Below are 15,420 nucleotides of genomic sequence, written 5' to 3'. Positions count from 1 at the left end.
ACGGTCCGGTGGGGTAAACGGGTTGGCGGTCGCGCCTTAGCGGGCGCGCCCGAGCATGTCGGCCAGGGCATCGGCAGGCGGTGGCTCGAGTGCCAGCGCGTCGAGGCAGTCCATCAGGTGTTCGTGCATCGTTTCGCGTGCGCGGGCGGCATCGCCGGCTTCGATGGCATCCAGCAGTTCACCGTGGGCAGCGTGCGAGCACAGCTCGGCTTCGCGCGGGCGATACAGGGCAATGATCAGCGAGGTTTGGCCGATCAACTCGTCGAGAAATTCCTGCAGTATCGGATTGCCGTGCAGCCGCGCCAGCGCCTTGTGAAAATCGCCGGATTCGGCGATGGACTCGGCCGCGTCTGTCTCGTTGGTGGGCGTGTCGTGATCGTGGGCCAGCGTGGCGCGCAGGGCGTCGATATCCGCCGGGGTGAGGCGCGTCATGCTCTCTTCCAGCATGGCCGCTTCGAGGGTGGCGCGGGCAGCGAACACCTCACGGGCCTGGGCCGCACTCGGCTGGGCCACACGCGCGCCGCGGTTGGCCCGAATTTCCACCAGCTTGCGGCTGGATAGTTGAAATAGCGCCTTGCGTACCACCGTACGGCTCACGTCATAGAGCTCGCCCAGGCGTTCTTCCGACAGGCGCGTGCCCGGCGGCATGCGCTGGTCGTAGATCGCGCGGGTGATGTCCGCCTCGATACGGCGATCGACCGGCAGCGTCTTGTCCTGATCTTCGCTCATGCGCCGGCTCCCGGTCGGCCCAGCACGTCCATGCGCGGGTGGCGGTTCACGTCCTTGTAGAGCAGGTAGCGAAAACGCCCCGGCCCGGCGGCATAACAGGCCTGGGGGCAGAAGGCGCGCAGCCACATGAAGTCGCCGGCCTCGACCTCCACCCAGTCTTCATTGAGCTGGTAGATCGCCTTGCCTTCGAGCACGTACAGGCCGTGCTCCATGACATGCGTTTCCGAAAACGGAATCACGCCGCCCGGCTCGAAGGTCACGATCGTCACGTGCATGTCGTGCGACAGATCGTCGGCATCCACAAAGCGCGTGGTCGCCCATACGCCGTTGCAGTCCGGCATGGGCGTGGGCGCCACGTTGTCATCATGGGTCACGAACGAGGCGGGCGCGGCGATGTCGGCCACCGGCTCGTAGGCCTTGCGGATCCACTGAAAACGCAGCGGCTCGTCGCCGTCGTTGTGCAGCGACCACGCGGCATCGGGCGCCAGGAACACGTAGCTGCCGGCACACAGTGCATGTGTATCGCCGCCAAGCGTGAGCTGCCCACCGCCGGACAGCACGAACAACACCCCTTCCACGCCCGCTTCTGGTTCGCCCTGATCGCAGCCGCCGCCGGGCGCGACCTCCATCGCGTACTGGGCAAACGTCTCGGCAAAGCCGGACAGCGGCCGGGCCAGGATCCAGGCCCGCGTATCCCGCCAGTGTGGCAGCTGGCTGGTCACGATATCGCGCATCACCCCGGCCGGGATCACCGCATAAGCCGTCTTGAACACGGCGCGATCGACCGTGCGATCAGTCTGCGGCGGCAGGCCGCCGGGCGGAAAAGCATAGCTGCGGGCTGTCATCGTCGGGTATCGCTCGGTAAACGGTTATCTGGATACTAACCGTCGTCATGATTGGATACAATTTTGATCGAGCACAGTAGACAATCGTCTAAGGCCGGCGTGTCGGCATGCCGGACCGGTGTAGTGATCCATGAGTAAGCAAGGTTGGCGCGCGTATTCATTTGACTCGTGCAAGGGCAGCAACGGTATGCAGAGAGGGCGAGTGAAGCCGCCGCCTCGGCCCCTGGCTGGGCTCGGCTCAAGTGCCAACCCCAGGTGGCGCTTCGGCGATCGGGCCTGCGCGTTGCAACAGCATTACTCCTTTGCCGCCGGGCTCTGCCCGCCAAAATCAGGGAAGCAAACCCCCTGCGGTAATAACCGGATCCATTGAAAACCCATGCATCGGGCGACCCTCTGCGACGAATGGCGAATAACGGCCTGCTCGAGCGAGCCTTCCTTCGCCAAGCGTTTTATGGAATGTTGCGGCTTCGGCCTAGAGGGCGCCTGGGCGCTAAGCCGGCCCGCGGCAAGTCGCCGCGTGAGACGAGGGGGATCATGAACTATCGACTGCTTACCGCGCTGGCGTTACTCGCCGGCGCCACCACGGCTGCACAGGCCGACCCCGCCAGCGCGGTCGGCCGCGCAGTGGGCAGCTTCGATCAGGCTGCCCTGCAGCGACTAATCAACAGCCCGCCGCAACGGATCACCGTTGCGGCGCGTTGTTTAGAGGAACAATGTTCCGCAGGGTCGAGCAATGTTACCGATGCCGGATTCTTGCGGTGTCGGCGAGGGAGGCAGTAACTGACGCGGTTTGACACGGTTTGACGCGGCGGGGGGCGGTGTCTAGTGAGCAAGATCGCGCAGCGTCACGGTTACAAATTTATGCGCAGAACAAGGGGGTATGAAAGGTTAGATTTGCCTTGTTTATCCCGATGAAATCAAAAAAACTAAAGAGAGTAGTATGAAAGTTTCCTATTTTGGTTATGCGTTTGAGCGTCTAAAAGACGGGCAAAAATATGCCTTTGATCTAAGGCCCTTATTGGATAATTTTGTACAATGGGATAACAAAAAACAAAAAAATAGCTTTACGCACGGAGGGGAAAAGCTATTTTTGTTAAAGGAGTCTCGCGGGTTTTACCTTTTTGTCATAACTCGAGACAGCGATATCGTTAAGAAAATTCAATCTCAAGATTTTAGTGTGTCTGAAATCGGGGCTATGTTGCGAGCAGGCGAGCATTTAGGGTTTGCATCTTATCTCATCGTTGATGATGGAGACCTCGGATTTGCTTCGACGATTATGGCTCCAAAATCGAGCGCTTTTGCGAATTTTATGAACGATCTTCTGGATATTCTGGGTATATCTGGTTTTCGGTTCAGGCTCATGCCGCTGCTCAAACAGTCAACACGCGAAGAAGTATTATCTATGTCTGTCGTCGGGCGATCATCAGTTCAGATTAATAAAGAGAGTAGCTTCTTCGACGATTTGCGTAGCGTGATCGGCGGCAGCGTGGAAGAGTTCGAAGATGTCGATTCTCTAGAGCTGGTTTTAAAGCCTCGACGTAAAAAAGATATTAAAGAAGCGTCGGGTCGGCTACTAGAAAAAGTGCCGGATAAGGGCTTAGAGAAAATGATAATTAAGGCAAAGGACGAAAACGGCGCTCAGCTTGTCGATATGTACCTCGCTGGAAAAGGTATCGTCTCTGACCAAATCGATCCGACGAAGGCTGAGTCTCTAAGGTCGGAAATTCGCAAAAAAAAGAAAGAGAATGCTGTTCTTAAAGACAAAGTTATAGAGCATTTTAAAAATGAAAAAATCAAGAAAGCGAGCCCTAAAGTACTTGCTAAGCTTTCTGACGCTTCTGCCTGGCCCCGTTAGCTACGCAGGCTATCGCCTATTGGTGCAATATGATTCATCGATTTCACTAGCGCTTCTATCTAACCGCGAGGAGTTGGCTAGCCTGATCGCTAGCTTCGCGTTTACATCGCTAGGTTTTTTAGCTGCAATCATTACTGTTTTATTTTCCTTAGCCGGGTCAAGCGTTTTTGCGCAGTACGCGAGAGTTGGGAATTTAGAAGTGTTTTTCTTTTTCTATTTTTTTGTAATTGTGAACCTGGTTCTAACCTCTCTTTTTTCTATACTTGGCTTTTCCGAACACGACGTTATTTGGATTTTTCATTTTCTTCTTATAATTTTCGTTAATAACCTAGTTCAGGTCGGGCTGATAGCGCTTATAGTGACGAATCTTTCTCGCCGCGCGGCCCACGAAATTTCGTGAATAGTAGGCGAAGGGCGGGGAGCGGCATGACGCCGGTAGAAGCACTATGCATGTCGTTATAGGTGGTGGCAGCGGGTTCATTGGTAACGCCCTTGCGGAGCGGCTTCGCGAGCGGGGCGATCGCGTGACGCTGATTTCGCGCTTTGCTGGCGAGGGGCGAATTACCTGGGCGCAGGTGAAGGATGAGCCGTTTCCCGTATGTGACGCCGTCGTTAATCTGGCCGGCAAGCATATTCTCGACCTTACCCGCCGCTGGACACCGGCGTATCGGGATGAGGTGCTGGCCTCGCGCGTTGAAACAACTGAAGCCCTGGTCGCGGCGATCAACCGCATGGCGTCGCCGCCCGACGTGTTCGTATCCACCGCCGGCAAATGCTTCTACGGCACGGCCGAGCTCGACGGTGAGCAGGCCTATCCCGAGTTAACGGAAGACTCCGAGCCGATGGGCATCGACTTTCCGGCCGAGCTGGTCAGCCAGTGGGAACGTGCTGCCGAAGGTATCGACACGAGCCGTACACGGCATGTGCAGGTGAGGATCGGCGTGGTGCTCGGCGCCGTGGAGCGCAAGTCCTATATCGGCAAGCTATGGCGAATCGGCCGCGCTCGGGGCTTTCTGCCCATCATACGACTGCCCTTCTGTCTGGGCATGGGGGCGACCATCGGCCATGGCAGGCAGCCGTTCCCCTGGATCCATATCGATGACATGGTGGGCATTCTGCTGCATGTGATCGACCACCCTCAGCTGCACGGCCGCTACAACGCCGTCGCGCCGGGCATTGTTTCCAATCACGAGTTCACCCATGCCTTCGCGAGGCATCTCAAGCGGCCCGTGGTATGGGCGGCGCCACGGTGGCTGATCAAACGCGTGGTGGGCGCCGAGCGTGCGTCCATTCTCCTGGAAGGGCAGAACGTAAAGCCCAAGAGAACGCTGGAATCGGGTTACCGGTTCGACTACCCGACGATCGATAGGGCGTTGGACGATCTCGTTAAGATCACTGTCTGATGCTGGGCAATGATGAAATGACTGCTGCTGCATGGCCAGAAAATCGCCGCACGAATAGTGATGCCGCATATCCGGTGGCAGATCCGGGGAATACTTAACTCCGAAACGCCGCGAGGATCGCCGCTTAGGTATTGCGTCGGGCACGACGCTCTATCGACCAAGACCTAAAGCGCCGCCCCGGCTCTTGCAATTCGCGCCGGCTCCTTCGACACGTCGACTGCGTAATCAATCGACCAGCCCATCCACAAACGCATCGATCGCCACAGCCGTGCGCCGCGGTGCTTCTCGGATCGGCGTATGGCCGACGTCGTCGAAGATGGTGACCGTGGCGTTGGGCAGGTTGTCTGCCAGTTCCTGGGTGACACGTACATCGAAGATGGCGTCCTTGCGGCCCCAGATTACGAGCGTGGGCATGCGCAGCGAGTGCAGCACCATATGGAAGGTGCTGGGCGGCAGGTGGGTCTGGGTGTTGAGCAGGCTGTCGAGTACCCGCTTGTAATCGGCCCGGTGGGCCACGGCCCGTGTGGCCAGCGCCTGTTGGATGCTGTCGGGGATGAACGGCGGTTTGGCCATGGCGACGTCGAGCAGGCGCTGGTAGTCGGCCGTTGTTTCGATGGCGAGCGGATTGTCGCCCTGGGCGATGGCCTGCATGACCGGCGAGGGATTGTCGGCATAGACGCCGGCGTTGTCGATAAGCACCAGGCCGCGCACCTGCTGCGCCCGGCCCATGGCCCAGAGCGCGGCTACCCCGCCGCCCATGGAGTGCCCGACCAGCACATAGCGCTGGGCGCCGATGGTATCGGCAAAACTGCCCAGGGTATGGGCCATGCCGTCCGCCGAGGCGTCCTCGGCCAGCAGCGTGCCGCCGTGGCCGGGCAGATCCGGAATGATGACGTGCCAGCGGTCGGTGAGATCGCGGGCGACTTCGTTCCAGTGGTTGCGATCGCCGGTGTAGCCGTGCAGCAGGATCAGTGTGGGGGCGTTGGCGGGGCCGCCCTCGGAATACGGAATCTGGCGCCCGTCGGGCAGGGTGGCGGTATGACTGGTCAGCCCGGCCCAGGCGCGTTCCTGTTGCATGAACGCATCGAGCTGNGCGGTGGCCGCNCGGTTGCCCATATTNGCACAGCCGGCCAGCAGGCCGAGCGCGGCGATAATCAAAANCCGGCTCAGAATACAGGCGTGATTNGATCGATGATGCATGGCGATCTCTCCCAGCAGCGCCGGCAGATCGGGCCGGCCGTGTGCATCATGGCATGAAAGCCGCCGGCGGCTGTGCGGCGACCGCATCACTCCTGCGGGAGGATCTCTTCGGCCGGTCGCGACATCAACTCTTCAAGCAGCGGGTTCTGGAAGCGCCGCTCGGCCGAGATGATATAGAAGTCCTCGAACAGCCCGGGCAGGGCGCCGTACTCCTGCAGCGTTTCGTTCTTGAGCTCATCACGCACCACGACGGGCGGCAGCACCGCAATCGCGCCCGTATCGCGGGCGAGCAGGCGCATCATGGCCATGTCGTCCACCTCGGCGATGATATCCGGCTGGCATTGGAGTCTTTCACAGAGCAGATCGAAGCCGGTGCGAATACTGCTGCTGGGCCCGGGCACCACTACCGGGCACTGATTCAGATCGGCCGGGAAATCGAAATGCTGGCCCTGCGGCAGTGGCGGGCCGATGACGCTGACCGGCTGTCGGGCGATGCGTCGGCAACGCACCTTGTTGCGGCTATCTCGCTGAACCGGCTTGTTGGAGAGAATGGCGTCCAGATCGTGTACGTAGAGGCGTCTTGTGAGTTCCTCCAGCGTGCCCGATTGCAGCACCAGCTCCACGTCCGTCTTGCCCATCAACGGCTGGATGAGGTTTTCCTGAAAGTTGCGCGACAAGGTGGCCAGGCTGCCCAGGCGCAGCGCTCGGCGCTGGCTGGTCTGGCCGTCACGCAGCATGGCCTGCATCTCGCTGCCGGTCCGGAAGATGGCCTCGGCATAGTTCATGGCCAGGTGCCCGGCCTCGGTCAGAACCAGGCCGCGCCCTTCGCGCGCGAATAGCGCTTGCCCGAGCTGTGCTTCGAGTTGCTTGATTTGTGCAGACAGCGACGACTGCGACACATGCAGACGCTCGGCGGCCCGGGTGAGGTGCTGTTCTCGGGCCACGGCCCAGAAGTAGTAGAGCTGGTTGTAGTTGAGTCGTGCCATGACCGTTCGGATTATCAGAATGTTTCGATCTTTATTTTCTATTTTACCGAACCTTCAGTGTCCGCGAGAATCATGAGGGTCAGTCGCAAGGAAAGGTCTATGGAAACGGTTATGGACGGGTTGAGCCTGTCCGCGCTCGCATGCAGCGTCCCCGCCCTGTATCTGGTCGCCGGTCTGGCGAGCATGCTGCTGCATAGACCGGAACCGGCCTGGCAGCTGGCGCGCGCGGCGTCGGGGGCTGCCATGCTGATCGCGCTGGCCGTCGCAGTCCTGCGGGGGGTCGCTGGCTCGCCGCCGGCCGCTTTGCAGATCGCCGGCATGGCCGCACTGTTGCTGATTGCCTTCCTGGGCTGGGTCATCCTGAGATTCGCCGCGCCCTACCTGGCCGGTGAATCCTGTCAGCAACGCTTTATGTCCGGTGTGCTCATTACGCTGGCCGGGGCCGCTTTGGTGAGCGTGACCGACAATCTGGCGGTCCTGGCGCTGGCCTGGAGCGCCACGGGTCTTGGCCTGCAGCGGTTGTTGACACTGTATCCGACGCGCCCCGGCGCCATGCGTGCGGCCCACAAGCATTTTGTCAGCGCCCGGCTGGCCGACGTAACCGCGCTGGTGTCGGTGGTGTTGATCGCAAGGGAAACCGGTTCGCTATCGTTGGTGACGCTGTCGACCCAGACGGCGGACGTGCCCATGTCGACCGGGCTTAGCATGGCCGCGCTGCTGTTGGCGATCACGGCGATCATTCGCTGTGGGCTGATGCCGTTGCACGGCTGGGTGCTACAGGTGATGGAAGCGCCGACGCCGGTTTCAGCGCTGTTGCATGCTGGTGTGCTCAATCTGGGCGGTCTGGTGCTGCTGAAGGTGTTCTGGCTGATCAACCAGTCTCTCGCTGCCCAGTGGCTGCTGTTAATCGCCGGCGGGCTGACGACAGCGATCGCTGCGGTGGCGATGATCGCGCAGTCGAATATCAAGGTTCGTCTGGCCTGGTCCACCTGCGCACAGATGGGCTTCATGCTGGTCGAGTGCGCGCTGGGTGCCTGGCATCTCGCGCTGCTGCATCTGATCGGCCATTCGCTCTACAAGGCCTTTGCCTTTCTCAATGCCGGCGACCGAGTAACACGGGCGCGCAGCGCGCAGCTGTTTCCCAGCACATCGGGCGCAATGTCGCCGGTGCTGGTGGGCCTGCTGCTGGCGGCCGCGCTGCTGGTGCCGGTTCTTCACGGTCTGGGCCGGCTTCACGGCAGCGGGGCCGTCTTCGCATTGATCGGCCTGATTGCGCTGGCACCGTTGCTGACCGGCATGCGTCCGCGCTTTGGTCGCGCTGCGCTACACACGGGGATGACCACGGCGATGGTCGTTGGTCTGGCGGTGCTTTGGCATCTGATTTTCGAGCCGCTCATGGCCCCGCTGCTCGAGCATGAGCCGACCACGGGCCAGATAGCCTGGCTGACGGCCCTGTTCGTGGCCATGCTGTTATTCCAGGGCTGGCTGCGTTCGGGCCTTCGTAGCCGTCGCCTGCAGCAGGCGCTGGCCGAGGGGCTGTATGTGGATGAGTTCATCGACAGTCTGCCCGGGCTGCGCCGCCCCTTGTCCGGCGCGCGCCAGCCGGCCACGCCGGTGTTCCAGGAACAGGAGCGTACATAATGAACGACAGCGCCGATTACGCCGACGCCACGATCGGGCCGATGGTCGAGGCCGCCTGCGATGCCATCGCACCGATCTGGCCTCTCGACAGTTTCATTGCGGTGAATCCGTACTGGAGCCATCGCGATCGCCCCGTGTCGCAGGTTGCCGCGCGACTGGCGGCGCTTAGCGGTACCACGCTGCTCATGCCGCCGGCCTACTATCGCGAGCACTGGCAGTCCGGGCGCATCGGGCGGGGCCATCTGGAGCGTGCCCTTAAGGCCACCGGCGCCAGCGGCGACCCCGACCGCCTGGTCGAAGTGCTGGACGAGCCGGCCATCCAGCCGGCCGCGCTACCCACCCTGGCCCGGGTGGCGGCAGCGCACGCCGCGCCCGAGCCGGCTCAAAGCTGGCCCGACCAGGTACGTGATCAGATCAGCGGTTTCTGTGCGGCGTTCTTTGACGATGCCGAGGCGGAGTGGGGCCTTGAGCGCGAGCAGGGGCTGTTTGCCGCGTGGCGGGCCGACTTGCTATCGCACGCCGGCCCCGGCCGCCGTGACAACGGCCGTTTGCGCGAGAGTGCGCGGGCACTGCCCGAGGATGCCGGTACGCTGTTTACGAAAGCGCTCGCCGAGCTGGGGATACCGCGTGAACGCCTACCGGCGTATTTGCTGGCCCTGCTGCTGGATATCAACGGCTGGGCGAGCTGGTGTGCGGGCCTGCGCTGGCGGGCCCGGCAAGCGGGCAGCGACGATAGCTGCATCGTCGACCTGCTGGCGATTCGGCTGGCCTGGGAGTGGCTGCTGGACGACGGCGAGCGCGGGCCGGACAGCCGGCACGCAGACTGGCTCGAGCGTTGGCAGGCCTTGCCCTCGCATGAGCAAACGCTGCAGGCCCACTTCGAAGCGCTATGGATATGGCAATACGCCAGCGAGCTCGCCTATCAGGCACAGCTCGAAGAGCTGTTGCAGCAACCCGCCCCGGCCCCCGCTGCGCCGAGCGTACAGGCCATATTCTGTATCGATGTGCGTTCCGAGGTGATCCGCAGGGCACTGGAAAATACCGACCCCGCGTTCGAAACACGCGGCTTTGCCGGCTTTTTCGGCCTGCCCATCCAGTACCGGCCCCTCGGTACCGACGCGGCGCGCGCCCAGCTGCCGGGCCTGCTGGCGCCGGCGCTGGAAGCCACGGATGACGGCTCGGCCCCGGCCGCGGCAGCTGAACACCGGCGGGAGCGCCTGACCGCGGCTGCACACTGGAAACAATTCGAATACGCGCCCACCTCGATCTTCACGCTGGTGGAAACACTGGGGCCGTTCTATGCCGGTAAGCTGATACGCCGCACCCTCGGTCTGGGTGACACGGAGAACCCGGACAAGGCGGGTCTGGGGCGTCGCGAGCGCGACAGCCTGCGCCCTGCGCTCAATGGCCTGGCGCCGGAGAAGGCCGCCGAGCTGGCCGCCGGCATCCTGACCGCGATGGGCCTGACCACCGACTTCGCGTCGTTGGTGCTGCTCACCGGGCACGGCAGTCAGAGCGCCAATAATCCACATGCGGCAGGCCTGGACTGCGGCGCCTGTTGTGGCCAGACCGGCGAGGTCAACGCGCGCGTTCTGGCGCGCCTGCTCAACGACCCGGCGGTACGCGAAAGCCTGCGCGCGCACGATATCCACGTGCCGGAAGGCACATGGTTCATGGCGGCATTGCACAACACCACCACCGAAGAGATTGCGCTGTTCGATACCGATGACGTGCCGGACACGCTGCGGCCGCGACTCGACGCGTTGCACAAGACGCTGGCGACCGCGGGCGCGCGAGCGCGTGCCGAACGGGCGACAAGCCTGGGCCTGGCGGCGCTGAAGGAAAAACCGGCCGCCTTGCACAAGGCCATGCGGCGGCGTGCCCGCGATTGGGGCCAGGTGCGCCCGGAATGGGGCCTGGCCAACAATGCCGCCTTCATCGCCGCCCCCGGCCACTGGACCCGGGGACGCGATCTGGCCGGTCGCGTGTTTCTACACAACTACGACTGGACGCAGGACAAGGATTTTCAGACGCTGCGGCAGATCATGACCGCCCCCATGGTGGTGGCCCACTGGATCAACATGCAGTACTACGCCTCGGTGGTGGACAACCACTGCTACGGCAGCGGCAACAAGGCGCTGCACAACGTGGTGGGCGGCCATTTGGGCGTGATCGAGGGCAACGGCGGGGATCTGCGTATTGGGCTGCCCTGGCAATCCCTGCACGACGGAGAAAAGCTCATGCACGAGCCGTTGCGCCTGAGCGTGTGTCTGGCGGCCCCCGCCCACGCCATCGACCAGATACTGGAAACCGAACCCACGGTGCACGATCTGGTGGCGAATGGCTGGTTGCATCTGTTCCGCATCGATGACGACTCACGAGCGCTGATCCGGCGGGATGCGAACGGCTGGCAGGTTGGCTAACAGGCGTTTCGGCTTGGGCATGCGTTGTAACAGGCGGCAAAACCGCCGCGCGGCCGGCATGCGCGGGTCGACAGGAGCCAGGGACGAGCCCGCCGGGCGGCGGGCTCGCGTAACGGTTCAGGCCGCGCGAACGGTCGGGGCCGGCGCCGCCTCGTAACGGTCGATGATTGCCTGCCAGCGGCTGCGCTCCTGGGCGATGTTGCAGTCGCCGTGGGCAATCACTTCGTCGACGATGGCCCGGAACAGTCCGGCAAACGCCGTCAGGCCGGCGGTCATCTCCGGGGTGTCGGGATGCATGAAGTTCAGGTTCGTGCCGTGCCCGACCCGATTGACCCAGTAATGCACCGATTTGGCGTTGCGCCGCGTGCCGATCACGGTAAAGGCGTGGGCCGACAGATCACGGAAGGTGGGGATCAGCCGCGTGTCGATGAACGACAGGCTGGTCATTTCCGGCGGCATGCTCGAAAGCGTGGGGTCGATCACCTTCTGGGCCGGGTAGACCGGGACGCCGATCATGAAGCGAACGGCCTTGTTGGCCTTGCGCGCGGCGGTCACGGTTTCGGCAAAGGTGTCGGCGATCGCGAATTCCAGCGGCACCGGATGCGCGAACCAGCCCATGCTGTAGTGCTCGGCCTCGGAAACACGGGTCGAGCGCGGGGTACAGATGGTAAAGCGGGCGCTATCGCGCACGAGCCGGTCGATCAGCGCGGCCACGGCGGTAAAGCCGGCACTGAGTGAGCCGCCTGCCTCGGCACAGGCCGCCTCGAAGGCCTCGGATTCGGCCACCGACAGAAAATCCGGAATGGTGGTCATGCGTCCCGGGGCAAAATCCTCCGGGCCATTGAGCCCGCTGGCGAAGCAGAAGTCCGGCAGGGCGCCGCCGTGCAGCGCCTTGAAGCGTTCCCATTCCATTACCTGGGGCGAATCGGGCGTCAAGCTCGCGCAGTAGGCGGTATCACGCCGGGCATAGTCGGCATGCGACGCGCTTTCGGGTAGTTGATCGAACGGGTCGCGCCCGGCCCGGAATGCTTCGTAGAACATCATGAGCTCTTCGAAAATCATGAACACCGAGAACCCGTCGGTCAGCAGATGATCGAGGCAGACGGCGACGGTGAACTCCGGGTTGGCGGTATCGGCGCCGGCGTTTTCGATACCCAGCGCACTGAAAGAGAACAGATCCCATTCCGGAATGCGCGGCTGGCGTGCATCGATCACCGATGCGAAATCGGCCCCGCCGCTGCCCGGTGTCGCCAGATCCACCGACTCGGCGCTGAGTTCGATGTCCTGCGGTTCGACGGTGCGGCTGGTCCAGTCGCCGTCGCGATATTGAAAGCCGGTGTGATAGACGTCGTGGCGCCGTAGATGCGCTTCGCAGGCTTTCTTGAAGGCTGTATCGTCGTAGTGGTCGAACACCTTGAACGCAATGCCCAGAATGCGCACCGCGTTACCCTGCATATAGGCCGAGGTCTCACGGCTGGAATCCAGTGCCGCCCGCTGAATTTCTGATGGCGGCACGCCCTTTTCGGGGGCGCGGGCGTGGGCACGGCGGGCGCCCGCGCTGGCAAAGAACAGCCGGGCAGGGCCGGCCGGGGCGGGCCAATCGCTAAGCAGGTTCATCTCCATGGTCAACTCCCTATTACCGATAAACGAATCGTGTGTTCGGGTGCGTGATCGCTGGCGGGCGATCATTTCATGTCACATGAAGTTATATACGCAAAATATGCGCCATTACCGATCGGTCAGTTGCCGCGCTGCATGGTGCGGCGTTGTATGGCTCCATACTGCGGTAGCGATATGACGTTTTTTAGAATCGATTGCCGTTCAACTGTCGAACCGGCCGCGCGCCGGACTCGACGTGTGAGCCGTTATCGGCTTCAGGTATTGCAGCGCTTGCCCGATTGCAAAAGACAGCGCGGCAGGGTTGGCGTGCACCCGGGCGGGCATGTGCCTGGCGGCATGCGGATGGCCGTAAAGGTTTCGCCCTTCGCGGGGCCCTCGGGAAGGGCAAGCCGAAGAACGTGCCTGCCCGGGTGCCTGGCCGTGGCGCGGTCGGCGCGCCTGCGTCGACGCGGCGAAGATCAGATGCCGTAGGCCGGGGTGGAGCGGGCGTCTGCGGCATCGCCCCAGTGCTCGCTTGCAGGGTTTTCGCCTGGGGCCAGGCCTGGGGAGGTGGCCTGGGCGTGTCGCTGGCTGAGCTTGAACGCGCCGATGATGCGCGCCAGCCGGGTGGCTTCCTGGCTGAGCGAATCGGAGGCGGCCGCGGATTCTTCCACGAGGGCAGCGTTCTGCTGGGTCATTTCGTCGAGTTGGGAAACAGCCTGATTGACCTCGAGAATGGCTGTGTTCTGTTCTTCGGCAGCGGTGGTGATCTCGCCGATGAGCCCGTTCACGCGATTGACCTGCTCGACGATGGACTTGATTCGTTCGCCGGCCTGTTCGACCAGGGCTTCGCCGTTGGTGGTTTTTTCCACCGACGTATTGATCAGCGTCTTGATCTCGCCTGCGGCCTGGGTGCTGCGATTGGCGAGGTTGCGTACTTCCTGGGCGACAACGGCAAAGCCGCGGCCCTGTTCGCCGGCGCGGGCGGCTTCCACCGAGGCATTCAGGGCGAGCAGGTTGGTCTGGAAGGCGATGGAATCGATGACCGCGATGATCTTTTCGATTTCGCGGGCCGAGCCGCTGATGTCGCGCATGGTATCGACCACGGCGGCCATCGACTGGCTGCCTTCGTCCGCGGCCTGGGCCGCCTCGGATGACAGGCGCGCTGCATGGCGCGAGGATTCGGCCGAGTTGGCAACGGTGCTGGTGAGCTCTTCCATGGCCGCCGCCGACTGCTCCAGGTTGGCGGCCGTGTTCTCGGTGCGGCGGGATAGATCCATGCTGCCGGTGGAGATTTCCCCCGAGGCGAGTTTCACGTTCTCGCTGCTGTCGCGCACGTCGATCATCACGTGGTCGATCTTGTCGACGAAGGCGTTGAACTGGGTCGCCACGGAGGCCAACTCGTTGCGCCCGGCCACCGGCAGCCGCTGGGTGAGATCGCCATCGCCGCTGGCGATTTCGCGCATGCGGTCGGCGAGCTGACTCAACGGTCGGGCAATGCTTCGGCCCACCATCCAGATGAGGATCAGGCCGAGCACGGCGACCAGCGCACTGACGAGGATCATGCCGAAGGTGTCGGTGGTGCGCTGCTCGGCGAGGTCGGCCTGCAGCACGTTCAGGTCGGCCATGACCGCCGCCACCGGCAGTTCCATGACAAGCGTCCAGACCATGTCGGTGTTGCCGATCTGGATCGGGCGATAGAATTCGATCATCTCGCCGTTGGCCGAGCGGGCGCTGAGCGCCTGGCCGCTCTGTCGGGCCTGGGCCAGTTGTTCGAGGCCTGCCTCGCCCAGGACGCTGGCCGCGGGTTGGCCAAGTCGGGCGGCATCGCCGGTGTAGGCCACCAGCCGACCCAGCGGCGCAACCAGGGCCATGCGCCCGGCGCCTTCATAGAGGCCCTGGTTGGCCTGGGTGAGCAGGGTCTGGATGAAGTCCACCGACACATCGGTGCCGGCCACGCCCTTGAACGCGCCATCGACCACGATCGGCACGCTGAAGGTCGCCACCATCACGCTCTTGCCGCTGTAGTCGTAGATGGCCGGGTCCACCACGCAGGTCTGTCCGGTTTCCTTCGAGCACAGATAGTATTCGCCGCGCCGGATGCCGGACTCCAGCATCTTCGGGTTTTCCATGCCGGTGATGTCGAGAGCCGATACTTCAGCCACGCCCTGGTCGTTCTTGAATGCCCACGGCCGGAAACGGCCGCTGCCGTCGTAGCTCTGCGTATTGTTCTCGGGTACGACATAGGCGTCGTCGCTGCCGAAGGCATTCGGCTCCCAGCCGATGAAGGCATCCAGCAGGAAGTCGTTCTTGGCCACGGCCTGTTGGACCAGCGCCGACAGCTCCGGCCGGCCGAACTCGAAAGCCGTGTCCTGCGAGCCGGGGGCGGCCGCGAGCTCGCTTGCCGCGGCAAGATCACGGGCGATGCCCAGTGCCTGTTCCAGCTTGCGGTTGATCTGCTCGCCCTGGGCGTCGGCCAACGAAGTCAGGCGTTCGTCGATGGCCCCCTCGAGCAGGTCGCCGGTATGTTGTTCCACGAACTCGCCGGTACGCGTGGTGGCCACGTAGTTGTAGATCAGCAGCGCAGCGACCACGCTCAGGATGCAGGCGCCGGCGGCCAGTACAACGAAGTGCTTGATCGAGGAGAAATGTTTCATGCGGCAAGGCCCGAATATGAGACGAATGCTGATGTCATCGGATCCGGCTTGCCTTGAGGCCGATGCGCCGGGTCTTTCCCAA

The 15,420-nt window shown here is 62.9% G+C and carries 10 protein-coding genes; 4 read left to right on the top strand and 6 right to left on the bottom strand.

All coding sequences use genetic code 11. The features are described 5' to 3' along the window. Positions 1–36 precede the first annotated feature (36 nt). Together CMN27_RS00995 and CMN27_RS00990 are read right to left on the bottom strand one after the other, a co-directional pair. Positions 37–729: a GntR family transcriptional regulator gene (locus CMN27_RS00995; RefSeq protein ID WP_293623534.1), complete on the bottom strand. Its 693-nt coding sequence runs from the start codon at positions 727–729 to the stop codon at positions 37–39. Further along, positions 726–1,574 carry a bifunctional allantoicase/(S)-ureidoglycine aminohydrolase gene (locus CMN27_RS00990; RefSeq protein WP_293623533.1) on the bottom strand — a complete coding sequence of 283 codons (849 nt, stop codon included), beginning with the start codon at positions 1,572–1,574 and terminating at the stop codon, positions 726–728. The genes CMN27_RS00995 and CMN27_RS00990 overlap by 4 nt, the downstream gene beginning before the upstream one ends. A gap of 940 nt (positions 1,575–2,514) precedes the next feature. Here CMN27_RS00990 and CMN27_RS00985 point away from each other — a divergent pair. Further along, positions 2,515–3,429, top strand: a complete 915-nt coding sequence (locus CMN27_RS00985; RefSeq protein ID WP_293623532.1) for a hypothetical protein — start codon at positions 2,515–2,517, stop codon at positions 3,427–3,429. A gap of 446 nt (positions 3,430–3,875) precedes the next feature. Continuing rightward, positions 3,876–4,832, top strand: a complete 957-nt coding sequence (locus CMN27_RS00980; RefSeq protein ID WP_293623531.1) for a TIGR01777 family oxidoreductase — start codon at positions 3,876–3,878, stop codon at positions 4,830–4,832. Positions 4,833–5,057: 225 nt separating this feature from the next. Here CMN27_RS00980 and CMN27_RS00975 read toward each other — a convergent pair whose 3' ends face one another. Continuing rightward, positions 5,058–6,032, bottom strand: a complete 975-nt coding sequence (locus tag CMN27_RS00975; RefSeq protein WP_293623530.1) for an alpha/beta fold hydrolase — start codon at positions 6,030–6,032, stop codon at positions 5,058–5,060. 86 nt (positions 6,033–6,118) lie between these two features. Beyond that, entirely contained in the window at positions 6,119–7,018 is a 900-nt protein-coding gene (locus tag CMN27_RS00970; RefSeq protein WP_293623529.1) for a LysR family transcriptional regulator, read from the bottom strand. Between the two features lie 99 nt (positions 7,019–7,117). On the opposite strand from CMN27_RS00970, the gene CMN27_RS00965 reads away from it, so the two are divergent. Further along, positions 7,118–8,659 (top strand): NADH-quinone oxidoreductase subunit L, encoded by a 1,542-nt coding sequence (locus CMN27_RS00965; protein ID WP_293623528.1) that lies wholly within the window; start codon positions 7,118–7,120, stop codon positions 8,657–8,659. After that, positions 8,659–11,082, top strand: coding sequence for a DUF2309 domain-containing protein (locus CMN27_RS00960; RefSeq protein WP_293623527.1), 2,424 nt, complete (start codon positions 8,659–8,661; stop codon positions 11,080–11,082). The genes CMN27_RS00965 and CMN27_RS00960 overlap by 1 nt, the downstream gene beginning before the upstream one ends. Before the next feature lie 117 nt (positions 11,083–11,199). Here CMN27_RS00960 and CMN27_RS00955 read toward each other — a convergent pair whose 3' ends face one another. Next, complete coding sequence (locus tag CMN27_RS00955) at positions 11,200–12,705, bottom strand: condensation domain-containing protein (RefSeq protein WP_293623526.1); 1,506 nt, start codon at positions 12,703–12,705, stop codon at positions 11,200–11,202. A 455-nt stretch (positions 12,706–13,160) separates the two neighbouring features. Continuing rightward, complete coding sequence (locus tag CMN27_RS00950) at positions 13,161–15,338, bottom strand: methyl-accepting chemotaxis protein (RefSeq protein ID WP_293623525.1); 2,178 nt, start codon at positions 15,336–15,338, stop codon at positions 13,161–13,163. Positions 15,339–15,420: the final 82 nt, after the last annotated feature.

Origin of the sequence: Salinisphaera sp., from assembly GCF_002729955.1 — a bacterium.
Lineage (GTDB): Bacteria > Pseudomonadota > Gammaproteobacteria > Nevskiales > Salinisphaeraceae > Salinisphaera.
This window is presented reverse-complemented; position numbering and strand designations above follow the sequence as displayed.

What these genes read in the sequence shown, in the direction of transcription:
- CMN27_RS00995 (WP_293623534.1), bottom strand. Translation starts at nt 729, where the DNA reads ATGAGCGAAGATCAGGACAAGACGCTGCCGGTCGATCGCCGTATCGAG.
- CMN27_RS00985 (WP_293623532.1), top strand. Translation starts at nt 2,515, where the DNA reads ATGAAAGTTTCCTATTTTGGTTATGCGTTTGAGCGTCTAAAAGACGGG.
- CMN27_RS00980 (WP_293623531.1), top strand. Translation starts at nt 3,876, where the DNA reads ATGCATGTCGTTATAGGTGGTGGCAGCGGGTTCATTGGTAACGCCCTT.
- CMN27_RS00950 (WP_293623525.1), bottom strand. Translation starts at nt 15,338, where the DNA reads ATGAAACATTTCTCCTCGATCAAGCACTTCGTTGTACTGGCCGCCGGC.
- CMN27_RS00965 (WP_293623528.1), top strand. Translation starts at nt 7,118, where the DNA reads ATGGAAACGGTTATGGACGGGTTGAGCCTGTCCGCGCTCGCATGCAGC.
- CMN27_RS00990 (WP_293623533.1), bottom strand. Translation starts at nt 1,574, where the DNA reads ATGACAGCCCGCAGCTATGCTTTTCCGCCCGGCGGCCTGCCGCCGCAG.
- CMN27_RS00960 (WP_293623527.1), top strand. Translation starts at nt 8,659, where the DNA reads ATGAACGACAGCGCCGATTACGCCGACGCCACGATCGGGCCGATGGTC.
- CMN27_RS00955 (WP_293623526.1), bottom strand. Translation starts at nt 12,705, where the DNA reads ATGGAGATGAACCTGCTTAGCGATTGGCCCGCCCCGGCCGGCCCTGCC.
- CMN27_RS00970 (WP_293623529.1), bottom strand. Translation starts at nt 7,018, where the DNA reads ATGGCACGACTCAACTACAACCAGCTCTACTACTTCTGGGCCGTGGCC.